Origin of the sequence: Streptomyces carminius (assembly GCF_002794255.1) — a bacterium.
Classification (GTDB): Bacteria; Actinomycetota; Actinomycetes; order Streptomycetales; family Streptomycetaceae; genus Streptomyces; species Streptomyces carminius.
In genome coordinates, this window is the sequence record NZ_PGGW01000061.1 from 42,132 (window position 1) to 60,933 (window position 18,802).

At 75.5% G+C, this 18,802-nt stretch carries 13 protein-coding genes; 3 read left to right on the forward strand and 10 right to left on the reverse strand.

What is annotated here, in order from left to right; genetic code table 11:
• Window positions 1-3 precede the first annotated feature (3 nt).
• The 5 genes from CUT44_RS21005 to CUT44_RS21025 all read right to left on the reverse strand — a co-directional run bounded on the left by CUT44_RS21005 (window position 4) and on the right by CUT44_RS21025 (window position 7,230).
• Complete coding sequence (locus CUT44_RS21005) at window positions 4-717, reverse strand: nucleotidyltransferase family protein (RefSeq protein WP_100203476.1); 714 nt, start codon at window positions 715-717, stop codon at window positions 4-6.
• Window positions 718-789: 72 nt separating this feature from the next.
• Window positions 790-1,791, reverse strand: coding sequence for an SDR family NAD(P)-dependent oxidoreductase (locus CUT44_RS21010; protein ID WP_100203477.1), 1,002 nt, complete (start codon window positions 1,789-1,791; stop codon window positions 790-792).
• An 85-nt stretch (window positions 1,792-1,876) separates the two neighbouring features.
• Window positions 1,877-3,391 (reverse strand): hypothetical protein, encoded by a 1,515-nt coding sequence (locus tag CUT44_RS21015; protein ID WP_100203478.1) that lies wholly within the window; start codon window positions 3,389-3,391, stop codon window positions 1,877-1,879.
• The gene (gene pelF, locus CUT44_RS21020; RefSeq protein ID WP_100203479.1) at window positions 3,388-4,902 is read right to left on the reverse strand and encodes a GT4 family glycosyltransferase PelF; all 1,515 of its coding nucleotides are present in this window, start codon (window positions 4,900-4,902) and stop codon (window positions 3,388-3,390) included. Before pelF ends, CUT44_RS21015 begins: the two co-directional genes overlap by 4 nt.
• A gap of 54 nt (window positions 4,903-4,956) precedes the next feature.
• Window positions 4,957-7,230, reverse strand: coding sequence for a hypothetical protein (locus CUT44_RS21025; protein WP_100203480.1), 2,274 nt, complete (start codon window positions 7,228-7,230; stop codon window positions 4,957-4,959).
• Between the two features lie 752 nt (window positions 7,231-7,982).
• On the opposite strand from CUT44_RS21025, the gene CUT44_RS21030 reads away from it, so the two are divergent.
• Genes CUT44_RS21030 through CUT44_RS21040 form a run of 3 tightly spaced genes read left to right on the forward strand, consistent with a single transcriptional unit; the run spans window position 7,983 to window position 10,242 of the window.
• Entirely contained in the window at window positions 7,983-8,489 is a 507-nt protein-coding gene (locus CUT44_RS21030) for an XRE family transcriptional regulator (RefSeq protein WP_199185784.1), read from the forward strand.
• On the forward strand, window positions 8,486-9,049 hold the full coding sequence (locus CUT44_RS21035; protein WP_100203481.1) for a hypothetical protein: 564 nt from the start codon (window positions 8,486-8,488) through the stop codon (window positions 9,047-9,049). Before CUT44_RS21030 ends, CUT44_RS21035 begins: the two co-directional genes overlap by 4 nt.
• The gene (locus tag CUT44_RS21040; RefSeq protein ID WP_199185785.1) at window positions 9,046-10,242 is read left to right on the forward strand and encodes an MAB_1171c family putative transporter; all 1,197 of its coding nucleotides are present in this window, start codon (window positions 9,046-9,048) and stop codon (window positions 10,240-10,242) included. Before CUT44_RS21035 ends, CUT44_RS21040 begins: the two co-directional genes overlap by 4 nt.
• A 56-nt stretch (window positions 10,243-10,298) precedes the next feature.
• Here the strand turns inward: CUT44_RS21040 and CUT44_RS21045 are convergent, their stop codons facing one another.
• From CUT44_RS21045 to CUT44_RS21065, 5 genes are read right to left on the reverse strand one after another with little or no spacing between them, the layout of a single operon-like run.
• Window positions 10,299-11,705 (reverse strand): ABC transporter substrate-binding protein, encoded by a 1,407-nt coding sequence (locus CUT44_RS21045; RefSeq protein ID WP_158239641.1) that lies wholly within the window; start codon window positions 11,703-11,705, stop codon window positions 10,299-10,301.
• Window positions 11,702-12,697: a hypothetical protein gene (locus CUT44_RS21050; protein ID WP_100203483.1), complete on the reverse strand. Its 996-nt coding sequence runs from the start codon at window positions 12,695-12,697 to the stop codon at window positions 11,702-11,704. The genes CUT44_RS21045 and CUT44_RS21050 overlap by 4 nt, the downstream gene beginning before the upstream one ends.
• Window positions 12,697-14,355, reverse strand: a complete 1,659-nt coding sequence (locus CUT44_RS21055; RefSeq protein WP_100203484.1) for a VWA domain-containing protein — start codon at window positions 14,353-14,355, stop codon at window positions 12,697-12,699. The genes CUT44_RS21050 and CUT44_RS21055 overlap by 1 nt, the downstream gene beginning before the upstream one ends.
• The gene (locus CUT44_RS21060) at window positions 14,352-16,853 is read right to left on the reverse strand and encodes a serine/threonine-protein kinase (RefSeq protein ID WP_146252273.1); all 2,502 of its coding nucleotides are present in this window, start codon (window positions 16,851-16,853) and stop codon (window positions 14,352-14,354) included. Before CUT44_RS21060 ends, CUT44_RS21055 begins: the two co-directional genes overlap by 4 nt.
• Window positions 16,850-18,733, reverse strand: a complete 1,884-nt coding sequence (locus CUT44_RS21065; RefSeq protein ID WP_158239642.1) for a S1 family peptidase — start codon at window positions 18,731-18,733, stop codon at window positions 16,850-16,852. The genes CUT44_RS21060 and CUT44_RS21065 overlap by 4 nt, the downstream gene beginning before the upstream one ends.
• Between the last annotated feature and the right edge of the window lie 69 nt (window positions 18,734-18,802).

Here is an 18,802-nt window from a genome sequence, read left to right on the forward strand (position 1 = left end):
CGGTCACACTCCCCTGATCAGCCGGCCGCGGCGCGCGGTGAACTCGGCGTTGGCCCGGTCGTAGTCGTCGGGCCTTCCGATGTCCAGCCAGTAGCCCTCGAACTCGTAGGCGTACGGCGGGGTGTCCCCCGCCAGCAGGTCGAGCACCACCTCGTCGAAGCCCAGCGGCAGTCCGGGGGTATAGCGGGCCAGGGCGGCGCGGGAGACCCCGTAGACGCCCATGGAGACGCGGTAGTCCATCCGGGGCTTCTCGGCGAAGCCGGTGACCTTCCCCGACTCGGTGCTGAGCACCCCGAAGTCGATGTCGACGGTGCGGACACGGGTGGCGATGGTCAGCGGCGCCCCGGAGCCCCGGTGGGTGCGCAGCACGTCGCCGAAGTCCAGGTCGGTGAGGATGTCGCCGTTCAGCGCCAGGAAGTGCTCCGGCAGCCGGTCGAGCATCGTCAGCAGCGGTCCCATGGTGCCCAGCGGGCTGTCCTCGGTGGCGTAGTCCACCCGCAGGCCCCACTGCGAACCGTCGCCGACGTAGGCGCGGATGATGTGGCCCAGGTGTCCGATGGCCAGGGTGCAGCTGGTGAATCCGGCGCCGGCGAGCTGGCGCAGCACGATCTCCAGGATCGCGTGCCGGTCCCCGATGGGCACCAGCGGCTTGGGCAGGGCGGTGGTGTACGGGCGGAGCCGGACGCCCTTCCCTCCGGCCATGATGACTGCGTGCATCGGTGCTGTCCTCTCCGTGGTGTGCGGGTGGCGGCGGGTGTGACGGCGGTCGTGGTGCGGACGCGCCACGGGTCAGACGTTGTAGAGGTCGGTCTTGTAGCGGGCGAGGTTCGCCGGGTCGCGGAAGAAGTCGACGGTGTGGGCCAGCCCCTCCTCCAGGCTGTGGCGCGGCGCCCAGCCGGTGGCCGCCCGCAGCCGGGAGGCGTCGCAGACCAGCCGCATCACCTCGGAGTCGGCGGGCCGCACCCGGTGCTCGTCCTGGACGACCTCCACCTCGGTGTCCATGAGCTTGCCGATGAGCGCCACCAGGTCGCCGACCGCGATCTCGCCGCCGGTCCCGGCGTTGAGGGTGCGTCCGACGACGGCCTCGGCGGGCGCGGTGCCCACGGCGAGGAAGGCGGCGGCGGTGTCCTTCACGTAGCTGAAGTCCCGGGTGGGCCGCAGGTCGCCGAGGGTGACGGTGCGTTTCCCGGCGGCGAGCTGGGCGATCACGGTGGGGATGACGGCGCGCATCGACTGGCGCGGCCCGTAGGTGTTGAACGGCCGCAGGGTGACCACGGGGGTGCCGAAGCTGGCGTGGTAGCTGTCGGCGAGCCGGTCGCCGCCCGCCTTGGAGGCGGCGTACGGGGACTGGGTGTTGACCGGGTGGTCCTCGGTGATCGGCACGGTCCGCGCGGTGCCGTAGGTCTCGCTGGTGGAGGTGTGCACCAGCCGCGAGATCCCCTGGTGCCGTACGGCCTCCAGCACGTTGAGGGTGCCGGTGACGTTGGTCTCCACATAGCTGTGCGGGGCGCGGTACGAGTACGGGATCGCGATGAGCGCGGCCAGGTGGTAGACCGTCTCGGCCCCCTCGACCAGGCCGTTCACCGAGCCGGGGTCGCGGACGTCGCCGAGGACGGTCTCGACGCCGTCCAGCACCTCCGCCGGCAGGGTCTCCAGCCAGCCGAAGGAGGAGAAGGAGTTGTACTGGACCATCGCGCGGACCCGGTGGCCGGCCGTGACGAGTGCCTCGACCAGGTGTGAGCCGATGAATCCCTCGGCTCCGGTGACGGCCACCGGCGGTGCTGCGGACATGGGCGTACTCCGTTTCTGTCGGCTGCTCTCGGTGTGCTCTCGCTCGTGGTGCCGTGGTGCGGCTGTGCGGTTTACGCGGGACCGGTCAGCGGTGGGCGGTGACCCGGCCGGTCAGGACGGTGGCGGCGACGGTCAGGACGGCGGCGGCGGTGCCGCAGACGGCGAGCGGGACGGCGGCGGGACCCGCCGGGCCGAGGGGGCCGGGCGCTCCCCACCCGAACGCGGCGGTCTCCGCTCCGGCCGCCGCCAGGACGGTCAGGGCCGGAAGCCGGGCGGCCCCGAACGCCTGGAGCAGCAGCCCGGTCCACAGCACCGCGCCGAGGGCGAGGACGGCGGACACCCGGACGGGGTCCGCCGCCTCCGCCCGGGAGACGCCCGGCCACAGCGCCCCGGCCACCAGGACGAGCACGGCCAGGACGGCGAGGTAACCGGCCAGGCACCGGACCAGGACCAGACCGGTCCGCCACGGCAGCCCCGCCGCGGTGGTGCTCGCCGCCAGGGCGGCCAGCGCCCCGCCGCGGCAGCGGTACAGCAGCCACTCGGCCGCGCCCATGCTGAGGGTGAGGGCGACGACCACGTGCCCGGCCACCGGCGCCCCCGCGCCGTGCCGCAGGACGTCCCCGAGGGCGGCCAGCGTGGTCAGCACCCCGCAGCCCAGCCCGAACAGCCCGTAGGGGAGCGACGCCGCCCAGCCCCGTACCGAACCGCCCGGGCCGCCGGTGCCCCCGGTGCCGCCCGCGGCCCGGGCGGTCTCCCGTGCCGCCGCCGCCGTCACCGCGCAGACGGTGCCGGCCAGGACGGCGGCCCGCAGTCCGGGGGGCGGGTCGGTCCACGGCAGCGGTGCCGCGCCCGCGGCCAGCGGTGCCAGGGCGAGCAGCAGCAGCCGCTCGCGGCCCAGCACCAGCAGCGCCGTGGCCCCGGCCAGATAGACCGCCTGGCCGGCCGCGAAGGCGAGCGCGGCGCCGCCCGCCGGTACCGCCGCAGCCACCAGCAGCGCAGCGGCGAAGGCCACCAGCGCGCCCAGCGGTCCGCCGCCGCGCAGCACCCGCCCGGCGGCCTCCCGGCCGCCCGCCGCCAGGGCGGCGTACGCGCGGTGGGCGAGCGCCTGGTTCCAGGCCCAGCCGGTGAGCGCGGAGACGGCCAGCGCCGCCGTGCCCGCCGGGAGTCCGAACCGGTCGGGCGGGCCGGTGAGGAAGGACGCGCCCAGCGCGTAGCCCAGTCCGGGCAGGGTGAACACCAGGCCCCGCAGCATCGCGGTGCCCGCGTCGGCCCGCCACGGGTCGGGGCCCGGCGGGGGTTCGGGGTGGGCGCGCGGCACCAGGTCGAACAGTTCGGCCGCGGCCTCGAAGGTGTCGCGCCGCCCGTAGCGGCGCTGGATCTGCTCGTTCGTCAGCCCGCCGGCCTCCAGATGGGCCGCGATCTCGTCCGGGTGGACGGCCGCGGCGCACACCTCGGCCAGCTCCCCGGCCAGCGCGTCCAGCGGGTCGGCGGCCCAGGCGGGCCGGTGCCGCCGGCCGTGTCCGGGCCGGGCGCGGGGCCCCGGAGCCGCGGGGTCCCCGGGCGCCGGCGCGCCGGGGACGAGTCTGAGCGTCCCGCTCATCCGTCTCCCCCCGCCGCCAGCGCCACCGCGGCGGTCCGCCTGCCGCGCCCGTCGTCGCCGTACTCCCCGCCGTGCCCGGCGAGTTCGTGGTAGATGTCCCGGAAGGCGCTGATGGTCTGCCGGAGCGTGAACTGCTCGATCACCCGCAGCCGGGCGCCCTCCCCCATCCGGGCCCGCTCCGCCGGGTCGTTCAGCAGCCGCAGCGCGGCCCGCGCCATCGCCGCCGGATCGCGCGGCGGCACCACCAGCCCGGTCTCCCCCACCGCCTCCCGGACCCCGCCCACATCGGTGGAGACGGTGGCGCGTCCGCAGGACATGGCCTCTATCAGGGTGAACGGGAAGCCCTCGCTGACGCTGGAGAGCATCACCACGTTCCCGGCGGCGTAGGCGTCGCGGATGTCCTCCACCCGCCCCTCGAAGGTGACGCCCCCGGCCACGCCCAGCTCGGCGGCGAGCTTCTCCAGCCCGGTGCGGTACGACTCCGCGCCGCGCGGGGTGCCGCCGAAGATCCGCAGCCGGGCGCCGGGCAGCTCCTCGCGGACCAGGGCGAAGGCACGGACGAGGGTGGCCAGGTCCTTTATCGGGTCGACACGGCCGGCCCAGCTCAGCGTCGGGGTCTCCGGTTCCGGCCCGGCGAGCGGGAACGCGGCGGGGTCGACGCCGTTGTAGACGGTGCGTATCCGCTCCGGCGGGGTACCGCCGTGCTCCTCCCAGCGGCGGTTGTAGCGGTTGCCGGGGGTGACCAGCGCGGCGCTGCGGTAGCCCTCCCCGGCCAGCAGCCGGAAGAAGCCCAGCAGCAGCGCCTTCACCGGCCACCGGTACGGCTCGGCGCGGCTGCCCAGATAGCGTTCGCGCAGGTAGACGCCGTGCTCGGTGAGCAGGAACGGCACCTTGTGCCGGTGGTGCGCCACCAGTCCGGGCAGGGTGGCCAGTCCGCCGCTGACGGCGTGGGTGACCCCGTCGGTCGCCGGGGGCACGGCCAGCGGGCGCAGCGCGTGCTCCAGCAGGTCGACGGCGGTCAGCGCGTCGCGCAGGGTGGGCCGGGCGGCGGCGGTGGGCAGCGCGGGCCGGTTCCACAGCCGGGCGAGGACCCGTACGGCGTCCTCCGAGCGCAGTGCGGGCGAGAGTTCACCGCGCTCGGCGTACCCGGCCAGGGTGTACAGGCTCGCGGGGAAGAGCTCCTCCTGTCCGGGGTCGAGCAGAGCGGTCAGGAAGGCCTCCAGCTCGGTGCGGAAACGGCGCAGCCGGCTGCCGCGCGGGGCGCGCCCGGGCGGGGGCGGGCCCCACATCGGGGCGGTGCGTATCTCGCGGACCTGGGCGGGCGGCTCCCAGACGGGGCTCTCCCGTCCGGTGGCGGTGACGGCGACGACGCGGAAGTCGACGTCCGGCATGCCGGTCACCAACTGGTCGCACCACACGCTGACGCCGCCGTGGTGGTGGGGATAGGTCCCCTCGGTGAGCAGGGTCACCGAGGGGGTGTCGGGGCAGGGCTCGGCCAGCGGTCCGTGCATGGCGATTCTCTGTCTCCTGTGCGAAGAGCGGGATCGTCCGGGCTGGACCGGGACCTAGTCGGTGGCGGGGTCCGCGGTGGTGTCCGTGCCGGCGACGGTGTCACCGGGGCCGTACGGCACCGGTTCGGTGACCCCGTCGGGCACCTCGGTGGTCTCCGCGCTCTGGTCCAGCACTCCGCACACGGCCTCCAGCAGACCGAGGAGGTCCAGGAGACTCAGCAGTTCGGGCAGGCACTGGTAGCCCCCGGTGTCCGGGTTCCCGGGCGGCTGCGGGGTGCCCGCCAGGTCGAAGACCACCGGCTGCCCCGGCCCGGCGGGCGCGGACCAGCCGGAGCGCAGTCCGGCATAGGGGCCGCCGAAGTTCTGGCCGGTGCCGTTCACCTGCCGGGTGGTGCCCTGCGGCGCGGTGAGGGGGACGTGCGTCCCGTCGGGGGCGGTGACGGTGACGGTGTCGCCGATCCGGTGGGCGGTGACGTCCCCGGCGTCCACGGCCGTCTTCCAGGCCGCGCGCCGCCGCATCTCCTCCCCGATGTCCTTCATCGGCAGGTTGACCAGCGGGGTGTCGTCGGCGAACAGGTCCGCGTAGTCGGCCAGGACCTTCTCCAGGGCCGGGTAGGCGATGCGGTCCTCGGCCAGGTTCGACTGGTGGATGAAGTGCGGACGCGGGTCGTTGGCCAGGGCGTGGCGCAGGGCGATCCGGGCCTCCAGCGGCACGATGTAGGACTCGTAGCCGGTCTGCACGTCCAGCGGGGCGTCCAGGCAGGTGGTGTTGGCCGAGGTCTCGCAGATGCCGCTGCCGCCGTCGGCGGCGCGGGTGTAGATCCAGTTGTACTCGTCGACCTGCTCCTCGGCGCGGCCCGCGTTGTAGAAGATGTTCATCGGGTAGCGGGGCACGGTACGGGCCGGGCCGAGGACGCGCTGTCCGCTCTCCCGGGAGGAGTCGCTGGCCAGCCAGGTCACCCCGGTGTCGCCCAGCGCGGGGCCGAGGTTGGGATTGTCGGTGGGCTGCTGCGGCAGGGTGACCAGTCCGGAGTGCTCACCGGTGACCAGCTCGGCGGGATCCTCCAGGGTCAGGTTGTTGGCGCTCGCCCAGTCGAGGTTGTCCTGGACCTGGGCGGCGATGAGGGCCCGGCTCACCCAGACGGTGTCCCCCTGCGCGTCGGTCTGGCACCGCCAGGGCACCACGGTCACGTCCTGGACGCAGCCCAGGAACGGGTGGTCGTAGGTGTGGTTGATCCAGCGGTAGGCGGCCTGGTCGGCCAGGAGCCGGTCGGCGAGCGGGTCGGCGTCGCCGTTCTCGGCGCGGTGGGCGACGCTGCCGCCGCCGTTGAAGGCCATGTCCAGGGTGAAGTCGTGCCGGCCGGACCACTGGGCGGCGTACTCGGCGTCCGCGGCGGTCATCCGGATGGGGTCGGGCTCCAGCCCCGCGTCCGCGCCGCCGCAGTCCACGTCGCCGGGGGTGCAGTTCAGCTCGGTGTTCCAGCGGTCGTCGGCGGCGAAGACGTCGTCGACGTGGACGGCGAAGTGGTTGCGGTCGACGCCCAGGTGCACGTCCTGGGTCAGCCAGGCCACGATGCCGCGGGCCAGCAGCCGGTACTGCCGCTGGTGCTGGTTGTAGACGAAGGTGACGACCAGTTCGCCGCGGCCGTCGTGGACGTACTCGCCGACCAGCGAGCCGCGCGCGGAGCTGCCCGGGATGGGCGCGTCCACGTAGGAGGTGAAGGCGGCGTCACCCGGCGGGTCGGCCAGCGGCACGGCCAGGTAGCCGTAGCTCTCGCCGATCTGCGGGTCGTTGTCCTCGAAGGGCACCCCGCCGTCGAGGTAGCCGAACGGCCCGGCCTTCCCGGCGGCGGTGACCTGGGCGGCCGTCCCGTCGAGGGTGCCCATGTACCCGGGGTCCTGCGCCCAGTTGAGGCCCACGGCGGGACTGGCGTAGGTGTAGGCGTCCACCTGCCGGATGCCGAACTCCGTCTCGTACGCGGCGAGGGCGGCCATCTCCGCCGAGCCGGCCCCGAAGGGGTTCTCGTTGGGCAGGACCACGCCCTGGAACTTCGCGCGCGGGCGGCCGTCCACGGTGTCGGACAGGAAGTCCCCGTCCACGGTGGGCCGTCCGGTGTCGGACAGGTCGACCGCGGTGTACGGGGTGCCCGCGCCCTCCAGTGCGGCGGTGATCGCGCCGACGGCGGGACCGCCGTCGTCGACGACCAGGACGCGCAGGTCGACACGCGGTGCGGAACCGGGGTCCGCGGCGGCCGGGCCGGCCGGCGTCAGGGCCACCAGTACGGCCGTGGCCAGGCAGGCCGCGGCCATGCGGAAAACGCGCTTCATCGTCTGTTTCTCCCCCCGGGACGGCGCTGGTGACGACCGTGCGGCACCGTCCGGTGTTGCAGCGCGGACGCCCGGCACGGGCAAGGCCGCACTGACTGCTCTCCCCTGGCAGTGGTGGCCGGCACAAGCGGGGCTCCCCTCCCCGACTGCTGCACTGCGGTCACCGCGGGCACCCGGAGGCGGCCGGCTCCACTGGAATCCACTGGAATCCGCGGCATCCGGCCTGTCGGGCACCCAGCCCTAATAGTGCGCCGTTACCGGCCGCCGGGAACGTCCCACCGCCGAGAAGCCGGCAGCCGTCCGCCGCACAGTGACCGGAATTCACCGGAGCGTAATCACCGGACCGCGCGCCGCCCCGTACGCTGCGAACACCGTCACCTCCCGGCACGCTGCACCGTTTCTGGTCTACTCCATTTGCCCGACTTTGCCGTACCGGCGGTACAGCACCGGCACTCCGGGGCACATCCGCCCGGAAAACGGCTGGATTGCGATGGAGGCGTTTGCCGCTTAAGTCCCTTTTCAACCCACCTCGAACAGAGATCCGGGGGCGTCCCGGGCGGAATCCGGCCGGTCCACCGCTCCCGTCCGGCCTCCACCGGGCCGGGACCGTGCCGGATTTTCCGTCCGTACCGGCCCGCCCTCCTGGACTCGGTCCCCCGGCTCCTGCCAACCTCTGAGCCGGCGAAGGCGGTTGCGGCGGACCCCGGGGCGGCGGACCCCGGCCGGGCTCCGCGTGCTGGAGGTGAGGAGCGGTGCCCGACCCCGGAACACGGCCGACGACACTGGCCGGCCGGCTGGACAGGCTGTTCGACGAGGTGCGCCCGTACGGCCCGCGCGGCCCGCGCTACACCAACGAGGAGGTGGCCACGGCGGTCCGGCGGGCGAACCCGGGCATCCGGGTGGGCGGCGCCTATCTCTCCGCCCTGCGCAAGGGCACCAAGCGGAACCCCTCCACCGAGCTGCTGACCGCCCTGGCCCGCTTCTTCACCGTCCCCGTCTCCACCCTCCTGGACGGCGCGGAGGAGACCGGCCGGGACACCGAGGTGGACGACCTGGCCAGGGTCGCGCACCACCGGGGCGTCCGGCGGCTGGCGCTGCGCGCCCTGGAGCTCTCCCCCGAGGGCCTGGCCGCGGCCACGGAGATCATCGAGCACGTCCTGGAACTGGACGGCCGGCAGGGCGGCGCATGGCCGCGGGAGCGGCGGGAAGAACAGCCGGAGCCGGGGTCGGGGGACGGCGGAGGGGGACGGAGACCGTGAGAGAACGGGAACTGCGGCGGCGCTGCCGGCGGCTGCTCAACGAGCTGGGCATCAGACCGCCCCTGGACGTGGCCGAGCTCTGCCACCGGGTGGCGCTGCGGCGCGGCAGGCCGCTGCACCTGGTGCCCTACCCCATCCCCGTACCGGGGCCGTTCGGCATGTGGGTGGGCGCCTCCTCGGCCGACTACATCGTGTACCAGCGGGAGACCAGCCGCGCCCACCAGCGCCACATCGTCCTGCACGAGCTCGGCCACCTCCTGGCCGACCACCGCAGCGACGAGTACGACGACGGCCTGCTGACCGAACTGCGCCGGGGCACCGAGCCCTGCCCGCCCGGCCGGTACCCCGACCTCGATCTCGATCTCGACCCCGGCGCCGTACGGCGCGCGCTGCGGCGCACCGCCTACGACAGCGAGCAGGAGCGCGAGGCCGAGACGGTGGCCACGATCATCCTGGAGTGGGCCTCGGTGCTGGACCACGTGGTCCCGCGCTCACCGTCCTCCGACGCCGCCGCGGACCGTATCGGCACCTCCCTCGGCGACCGGCTGGGCTGGCTGTGAACCTGCTGCTGACGCTGTACGGCGCGGGCTCGTGCGCCGCGCTGGCCTGGATGGCCCACCGGCTGGCCAGGGCACCGCGCGACGTGCCGCTGTGGGCGGTCACCGGACTGATCGCCTGCTGGGCCGCGGCCTACCCCTTCGGGCTGGCGGCCGACCGGAACGAGGTGTTCCTGGGCCTGGCCCCCATGACCTCCCGGCTGGTCCAGCACATCCTGGTGCTGGCCGCCGTGAACTGCATGGTCTGCTTCTACCTCTTCTCGGCGCTGGAGCCGGCCCGGGCCCGCCGGCGGGCCGCCTGGTACGGGCTGGCGCTGCTGGCCGCGGTCGCCGTCCTCGCCGTCTCGGCCGCCGCGACGCCCGACGGGGTCCGCACCCGGGACCACACGGTCACCAGTGTGGCGGTGTTCTTCGTGACCGCCGACGTCTTCCTCGGGGCCGGCTTCGCGCTGGGCTGGCGGTGGACCCGGCGCCACGCGCGCGGGGCGGAGCCCCGGCTGGCGCGCGGGCTGCGGATCACCTCCTTCGGCATGGCGGCGATCGTCGTGGCCAACGTCCTGTTCGTCCCCGCCGTGCTGATGCGCTGGGCCGGCGGGGATCGGGCGCACGAGTCACTGGACACGGCGGGCGCCGCCGAGACCACGCTGGGCTGGTTCGGCGCGGTGTTCTTCCTGCTGCCGGGCATCGTGCTGCTCCTGGCCGGCGTCACCTACCCGGCCGCCGTGATGCGGCTGACCGCGCTGCGGGTGTGGTGGCGGCACCTGCGGGCGTACCGCGCGCTGGAGCCGCTGTGGACGGCGCTGCACCGGCGGTTCCCCGAGGACGCCCTGCACCGGGTGCCCGTGAGCCCCTGGCGGGACGCGCTGAGCCTGCGCGGGGTGCACCGCCGCTACTACCGCCGGGCCATCGAGTGCCGGGACGGCCTGGTGCGGGTCAGCCCGTACCTCGCCGACCCCGGCCGGGACGGCGGTACGGGCGGCGGCGCGGGGGACGGCTCCGGGACGCCGGAGAGCGCCGACGGGCCGGAGGAGCTGGCACGGCGGCTGCGCCGGGCGCTGCGGGCGCACGCCGAGGGCCGTCCGGTGGCCACCTCCGCGGTGCCCCTCGTCATCCCGGACAGAGGCGATCTGGACGCCGACGTCCGGCAGTTGGTGGCGCTCTCCCGGGCCCTGCGGTCGACCGCGGCCGGCCGGTAGGGCACCCGCCGGCCCGGCGGCGGCCCGGTCACGCCGACCCGGTCACGGCATCCCGGTCACGGCATCCCGGTGGCCCGGGCCGCGCACACGTCCAGCGGCCCGCTCTCCCTCGGATACCGCTCCTGCACCTCCTGGATCTGCCGCAGCGGCACCAGGCGCCGCTGCCGGGTGCCGGTCTCGGCGAGGTGCTCCTGCCGGGGGTCGGCGAGGAACTCCAGGATCTTCTGCTGGAAGATCCCGCGGACCGCGGGCGGCATGGTGTCCGAGGCGTCCAGGCAGAGGTACCCGGCCTCCTCCAGCTCCCGCACGACACGGCGGCCGACCGCGTCCCGCTCCGGATACGCCTTCTCCCCGATGCCCTGGTGGGCGGAGAAGAAGGGGATCTCGCCGCGCCGCCAGGCGGTGTCGTGCTTCGTCCACAGCAACTGGGCCTCCAGGGAGGCCAGGAAGTGCATCAGCTCCTCGGCCTTCCGGCTGTACTGGAACATCGCCGCGAAGTCCCCGGACACCTCCCGGTCGCGGCTCCCGCGGTTCGTGACACCGGGCAGCAACCGCGGGGCGGGCACGAAGTCGGCGTCGCGGAACCGCTCGCCGTACAGGTGCCGGGCGAAGCTGCCCTGGTGTTCGAGCCGGCAGTCCCGGGCGGGGTCGAAGAGCAGTCCGCTGCCGCCCTCCGGGCCGCGGTGGTCGGCTTCCAGGGCGGCCCGGGCCGCGCGTCCGCCGTCGCCGGACATGAAGTCGGCCCAGGTGTTCCAGGCTTTGACGACGGGCTCCGCGTCCCAGGCCAGTTCCCCGTTCGCCCACCGCTCGTAGACCTCCGGGCCGGACTGCTGCAGGAGGATGTCCTCGACCCAGTCGGTGCCGGGCCAGCCGGAGGTCGCGTCGGAGCCCATGCCGACGCACCAGTGGTCCACGGCCGCGTCGGAGGCGTCCGGTTCGCGGCCCGTGTACCACACGAGGCTCTTCAGATCGGCCCGCACCGGCAGCCAGTAGCGCTTCCGCATGCCCTGGGGCCGCGCCAGCCAGGGGCCCCGGTCGTAGGCGCCCCGGACGTCGACGTCCCGGCGGAGGGGTTCGAGCCGGCCCCGCTGCCGGTAGTCGATCAGGTCGCCGAGGGAGGGCAGCACCACGATGTCCGGCGGGTCCCCGGCCAGCACGTCCGAGAGCAGCACCTCCCGGTTCGCGGTGGTGCCCTGGTACCTGACCTCGACGTGGAAGCCCTTTCTCCGCTGTCTCTCCTCGAACCGGTCCAGCAGCTCCTCGAACGCCTCCTGCTCCCCGCCCGTCCAGGAGCCCAGGACGACCAGGGTGTGGCGGGCCCCGCCGACCTCCCGGACGCAGCCCGCCAGTCCGGCCGGGGCCAGAAGCAGGCACAGCAGCCCGAGCAGGGCCGTACGGGCGGCCCGGCCTGCCAGGCCGCCCCGGACGGTACGCGCGCCCCGCGCGCCGTGCCCCCGCCTCACGGCCGGAACCTGTACTGGACCAGATGCCGCTGCAGCCCGGCCCAGGACAGCACCGCGGCCACGGCGCCGCCGGCCGGGATCAGCACGGCCCGTCCGGTACGTCCGGACGTGGCGCCCATCCCGCGCCGGACCCGCTCACGGGCCACGGCCGTCCTGTCCACCAGGGTCGCCATCTGCCGGGCGGTCAGTTCCCGCCCCGCCTTGTCGTCCGCCACGGCCCGCTGCTGGACGGCGATCACCGCCGCCAGTTCGCCGCGTGCCTCGTCCAGCCGGACCTGGGTCTGCCAGGCCCACCAGGCCGGCAGCGCGGACGCCAGCAGGAGCGCGCAGACCGTCAGCAGCCAGGGGTTCAGCCGCTGCGGAAAACGGCGGTGGAGCTGGTACTGGGTCACGGTCAGCGCCGCCGCGAGGACCAGCAGGGCAGCCCCGGCCAGCGCCCAGGGCGTCCACCGGCCGCCGGTGAAGACCGTCTGCTCGGCCAGTCTGCCGCGCTGCGCCTGCTGGAGTTCCTGGAGACGGAACAGGATGCCGGTCTCCTTCCGGTAGAGGACGTCCTCGGCGCGCAGGAACCACGCCCCGCTCAGCGCCGTGAGGCCGTCCGCGTGCTCCACCGCCTGGCCGACCGCCTCCTGGTAGACGGCGAGCAGGGCGTTGACGGTGCTCAGGGTGCGCCTGCCGTCCTCGCCCGCGACCTGCCGGTCGGCGATCTGCGAGAGGTTCTGCACCGCCGCCGTGATCTGGATGCGGTACTCCTCGTCGGTGCCCGTCCCGTCGGCCAGGCCGGAGTCCAGATACCTCTCCGCGGCCAGATGGGCGCTCATCAGGGCGCTGCGGGCGGCGGCGACCTCCAGGACGGCCGGCGCGGTCCGGTCGCGCACCTCCTCCGGGTGCCGGTGGATGCCGTCGTACGCCCAGGCCAGCGCCGCCGTGGCGAGCGCGGCCAGCACCAGCAGCTCGCGCAGTCGGCGCACCAGCAGCCGCCGGGTGCCCATCACTCCTCCTTCCGCAGGGGATGCCCGCAGCTCACGCAGTACCTGCCGGGCTGTACGACCTCGGCGCACCGCGGGCAGGTGACGGGCCGCCCGTCGGCGGGCCGCCGGCCGGCGGACGGGGAGCCGGCGGACCGTCTGCCGGCGGACGGGGAGCCGGCCGGCGGGGGGACGGGGGGCGGGGTCGTGGTGTGGGTGCTTCCGGCGATGACCGCCTGGATGTTGCCCGGCTCGACGGTGTCCCGGATCCGCACCTGGCCGGTGGCGGCGTTCTCGACGACCACCAGGGCGCCCAGCCGGGCGAGCTGTTCGGTGTCGCCGAGTTCGTCCGCCAGCCGTACGGCCCGGCCCAGTTCCCGTTCGGCGGTGGCCACGTCGCCCCGGACGAGGGCGGCGGAACCGGCCCGGGACGCCTCCCCCAGCTCGGCGTGGCGCAGGAAGTGCCAGCCGGCGCCGCCGGGATCGGTCAGGGGCGGGGGCTCGTCGGTCCACCGGACGGCGACGGGCACCTCCCCCGGCAGCTCCACTGCCCCGGCCGCCTCCCCCTCGGTCTCCAGCCACAGGGAGGCGATCCGTACCGCACCCGTGCCCGCGCCCGGCTCGCCGGCACCCGGCTGCCCGTCGGAACCGGAACCGGGACCGGGACCGGCGTGGCCGGGGTCGACGCGCAGCCGCAGCTCGTACCAGCGGGTCTCGTCGCCCCACGCCCCGGTGCCGAAGCGCAGCCGGTCGCCGTCCTGGACGGCGGTGTCCGTCAGGTCCGCCACGGTCGGGTTGACCTGCCGGAAGAGGGTGACCGTCAGAAACGGTCCGACGTGCACCCCCACCGCCAGCCGGGGCAGTGTCCGGCGGGTGGCCGCCCCGACCAGTTCCCGGAACAGCCGGGTGAGCTGGGCACCCGTCTCACCGGCCGCACCGGCGCCGCCGGTGACGACGGCCTCGGCCCGGCCGTGCAGCCGGTCGGCGATCATCCGGAGCTGGGCGGCGTCCCAGTCGTCGCCGATGCCCAGGACGTCGCAGCCGAACTCGCCCGCGCAGTCGTCCAGGACGCGCCGCAGCTCCTCGGCCCGGCCGTGCTCGTCGCGGCCGTCGGTGAGCAGCAGGGCGTGCCGGAAGGCCGTCTCGGGCCGGGCGGTGAGCAACCGGCGGGCCAGGTCCAGCCAGGCCGATATCCGGGTGCCGCCGTGGGCGTCCAGCACCCGGGCCGTACGGCTGCCCTCGGCGCGGGTGGCGGGTGAGGCGGCGACGGTGGCGGGAGTCGACGGATCTCCCCAGGGGTAGGCGACGCGCGCCGTGTCCGTGCCCTCCACCAGGGCGAAGTGGGTGCCGTCCGGGAGCATCCCGACGGCCTCGGCGGCGGCTCTCCGGGCCGCCGCGATCTTGTCGAGGGTGGGGTGGGCCATGGAGCCCGAGCAGTCGATGACCACGACCTCGCAGTGCTCGGCCGGCCGGCGCGGCACCGTGCCCAGACCCTCCGCCCGGACCTCCAGGATCACGTGTACCTCGTGCTCGCCCGGCGTGCCCCGGCCGTCGTGCCCGGCGTAGAGCTCGTAGGTGGAGGACACGTTCAGCTCCAGCCGGGGCCGGCCGGGCACCGGGCCGGCGGGCGGCGACGGGGTCGGCTGGGACGGGTGGGGCTGTTGGGGCGGGGGATGGTTCACCGGGTCACCTCCCGGCCCGGGAGGACGAACCAGGTGCGGGGCAGCACCGCGTTGGCGCAGTCCACCAGGTGCTCGCTCTCCGCCCGGGTGGTGCCGGGCAGTCGGGCGAGCGCCCCGAGGGACCGGGCCAGCAGGGTGCGCAGCTCCCGCTCGGTGACCGGCTGCCCGTGCCGCCCGCCGTACAGGTCGCCGGCCAGGTCCGCCAGGTGTGCCCGGTCCTCCCGGTGTGCCTGCTCCCCGGTGCGCGCCCCGTCCCCGGCGGTCCGCTGGACCCAGTCCAGCGCCCACTCGCGCAGTTCGGCGGTCAGCCGGTCGCGTTCGGGACCGGTGGACGCCCCGCCGTCGAGCACCAGCCGGGGCAGCTCCCGCCGCACGGCCGCCAGGTCGCGCCAGGTGGGCAGGCCGCCGGGGTCCGGCAGCCGCGCGGCCCGGATCCGTACCGCGGCGGTCCGGGCCGCGTCGTAGTGCCGGGACACGGCGGACACCCGGCCGAGCACCTCGGCCGCCGCCCGGCGCCCGCCCCGGGCGAGGTGGACGCGGGCCAGGCCGAAGGCGGCGCTGCCCTGCTGGGTGTTGCGCCGCCACACCGCGTTGTACAGGCGCCGGGCCCGGTCCAGGTCCCCGCGCCACTCGGCGCAGTAGCCGAGGACCAGTTTGGGCGCGTACTCCCCCGGCAGGGCCTCGTAGACCTCCTCGAAGTGTCCCTCGGCCGTCTCCGCGTCGCCCCGGGCGAGCCGGAGCAGGCCGCGGTGCCAGGCCAGCCGCCAGTCGGGGGCGGGCCGGTCCTCCCGGTCGGTACCGAGGACCTCCTCCGCGTCCCGCAGCCGCCCCTCCGCGCGGGCCAGTTCCCGGACCCGGTCGCGGTGGCCGACGGGCAGCTCCTCCCGGATGTGCAGATGGGCGCGGCACAGCCGCAGCCGCACCTCCACGCTCCGCCGGTCCACCCCCGTGTCCGCGTCCGCCGGTAACCGCGGTCCCGCCTCCCCGGCCGCCCCGGCTCCGGTCCCCGCCCCGGCCTCCGCAGCCGTAGCCGTATCCGTCTCCGCCTCCGCCTCCAGGAGCCGCTCCATCTGCCGTACGGCCGCCCGCGGGTCCGGCGGCGCGGGCAGCCGCAACTGGACGGCGGCCGGGTCGCCGCGGTGGGGCAGCGGAACCGGCAGTCCCACCGCGACCCTGGAGGGGGTGGGGCAGCCGGGGTGCAGGACGGGGGCGGTGAGTCTCCCCCGGTAGTCCCGGGCCGCGCGGTCCCGCCAGTGCGGCGGGCCGGGGATTCCGCCCAGCCCGGCGTCCAGCAGGGCGGGGGTGGGCTCGAAGACCTCGGACGGCCGGGTGTACTGCCGTTTCGTGCGCAGCGAGAGCAACTCCCGGAGTACGCCCTCCAGTTGCTCGGCCATCTCGGCGGCGGAGGCGAACCGGCGGCCGGGGTCGCGGTGGGTGGCGCGCTCCACCAGCAGCCGGAAGGAGTGGTGGCCCAGCCCGCGGTCGACGTCGTCCCCTTCTCCGGCGTACCCGGCGTACCCGGCGTACCCGGCTTCTTCGGCGTACCCGGCGTACCCGTCGACGGCCGCCCCGGCCAGCTCCTCCAGGGTGCGGCCGACGGTGTACAGGTCGTGCGCGACGGTGGGCGCTCCCCGGCCGGGGCCGGTCTCGGGGGCCGCGTAGCGCTCGGTGGTGACGGGGGTCCGGCCGTCGTCCAGCCGCTGCACCCCGCCCAGGTCGATGAGCACCACCCGGGTGCCCCGGTGTATGACGTTGTCGGGCTTCATGTCGGAGTAGACCAGTCCCCGGTCGTGCAGGAACGCCAGCGCGGCCAGGATCTGGCAGCCGTAGCGGGCGACGTGCTCCAGGGTCAGCGGCCGACCCGGGCCGAAGGGCGACCGGCCGCGCTCCGTCTCCTCCAGGACCGTCCGCAGCGACTTCCCGCCGACGTACTCCATCACGATGTAGTCGGCGGCGATCCGGCCGTCGTCGGGCCGGTGGGGCACGTAGTCGTAGATGCGGACGACGGACCCGTGGCTGAGGGCGATCAGCTGGTTCCGCTCCTCCAGCATGCGCTCCCGCGCCTCGGTGTCGTGCGGGTTGAGCACGCCCTTGAGGACGATCGGGCGGTGCCGCAGCCGGGTGTCGACCGCCAGATAGACCCAGCCCAGGCCGCCGTGCGCCAGCGGGCCGCGCACCTCGTAGCGTCCGCCGTCCAGCGGCTCCCCCGCTCTGAGCTGGGGCAGCAGGGAGTACGGGGTGCCGCACTCCGGGCAGTAGCCCTCGTACCGGATCACCGTCCCCGGGTAGTGCCGGCCGACCGGCAGGCGGCACGACCGGTTCCCGCAGGGGCGGCCCTGGCCCGGCGGGGCCGGGTCCGTCCGGACGAGGACGAACGGGTCGGCGGGCGGCGGGAGTCCGGGCAGGGCCAGCAGTCCGCGGCCCTCCGCGGCGGCGGCGGTCTCCGTGCCGCCCGGCACACCGGACGGCGCGCTGTCCGGCACCGGCCCCCGGTTCACCGCTTCCCCTCCGCCCCCGGGCTCTCCGCCCCGGCGCCCCCGCGGGCCGGCGGTCCGGCTCCCGCACCCGCCGGGTCCACCCGCTCCGGAGCCTCCTCCGCCGGGTCGGTGTCCCGCGCCGGCTCCGCGTCCTGCGGCGGCCAGCCCAGCGCACGGCGGACGACGGCCACATAGCGGGCGACCGCCGTCGCGGCCCCCTCCTCCTCGAACCGGCCGGTGTGGAGCGCCTGATGGGCCGTGCGGTACTCGCGGTCCAGGTCGACGTCCTCGATGCGGCCGTGCCGGACGGCCAGTTGGCGGTAGGTCCGCAGCTCCCCGCGGAGCACGGCCCGCCGCTCGTACCCCCGCTCGGCCCGCTCGCGGGCCTCGGCGGCGTCGCTCTCCGCCCGCCGTGCCCGCCGCTCCAGGGCCTCCAGCGCGGCATGGACCTGCCGCGGCGGCGGACCGTCGCCGCCGCGGTGGGCGTGCCTCAGCAGCGCCAGATCCATGTGCAGCCGGGTCACGGCGCGGTGCGGCGGGGACACGCCGGCCAGCCGGTGCGCGGCCGGTATCAGCTCCCGCAGCCGTTCGTCGAGGGCGCCGAGCCGTCCGGCCAGTTCGCCCATGCGGTGCCGCAGGGCCAGTTCCTCCTGGTCGATCCGGGGGCCGGGCCCGTAGTGGACCAGCAGTTGGCGGCAGCCCCGGTCGGCGAACTCGCCGCACAGCTCGACCAGCCCGTCCGGGTCGGCGGCCCGGTCCACCCCCAGCAGCGCGACGGTCAGCGGCAGGTGCTCCCCGCGCAGCCGCTCCAGCGCCCGGCCGGGGTCGGACTCCTTGAGGTTCATGCGCTCGGCCACCTGGACGACCACCTCGCCGACCGTCGCGCCGCGGACGTCGACGGCCAGGTCGAGGCTGCCGACCGGGGGCACGGTGCCGAGGGGGTCGGTGGACAGCACGGTCGTGGCCCGCGCCGATATCTCCCGGTCGGCCAGCGCCAGGGCGCGCTGGAGGGTGTGGTCGCGGCCGGAGTCGGGCCGCACCTCGGTGACGTAGACCGGGGAGCCGTCCTCGCCCCGTAACCAGGAGGCGAGCCGCTCGGCGTACTCGACCTCGGGCGTCTCCCTCAGCCGGCCGGCCCGGGAGGCGAGGGGCGGCTCCACGCCCCGGCGGCCGCTGACCCCCCAGCCCTTCACCCGGGGCAGGTATCTGACGATGGTCTCGACGGGGATCATGTGCGCCAGGGTGAGCGGCTCCACCCCCTCGGAGTCGAAGTACCCGGTGACCGTGATGCCCAGGACGCTGGGCGGGTCGTTCATGTCGAGCACCGGCCCGCCGCTGAAACCGCTGCGCGGCAGGTGGGCCGGCTGTACGTGGAGCTGCACGCGCTCGCCGAAGTTCATGCTCACCGTGGCCTGGAGCGCCGCGCCCTGGGCGTGCCGGACCGACTCGGCGTAGCCGCAGATCTCCACCCGCGCGTTGCGCAGCGACGCCCGCCGCAGCGGCGCGGAGTGGCCGCCCGGCGGCGGCTCGTGCACCCGGAGCAGGGCCAGGTCGCCGCGGTCGCCGTTCCGGCCCTGGGCGGGCACCCAGCAGCCGTCGAGGACGGTGGCGGTGGACGCCTCCGCCCCCGCGATCTCGGGGAACTCCACGGTGACGGCGGAGTGCCGGTCGGCGGGTACGTGGGCGCAGGTCAGCACCGTGTCGCCGCCGAGCAGCACACCCGACCCGATGACCTTGCCCGTCCGGGACGAGCGGACGCGCACCCGCCACGCCGCCCGTCCGGCGCGACCGCCGCTGCCTCCCGACCGTCGCGCGGTGGTGCCGTCGACCTTCTGTGCGGTGTCACCCGCGGTCCCGTCCGCAGTGCCGTCCGCAGTCCCGTCCGCAGTGCCGTCCCCCATGCGTCGGCAGCATACGCGCGAACGGCTTCCCTCTGTAGCCTCTTGGTGTCGATCCGTGAGAGAGGCAGG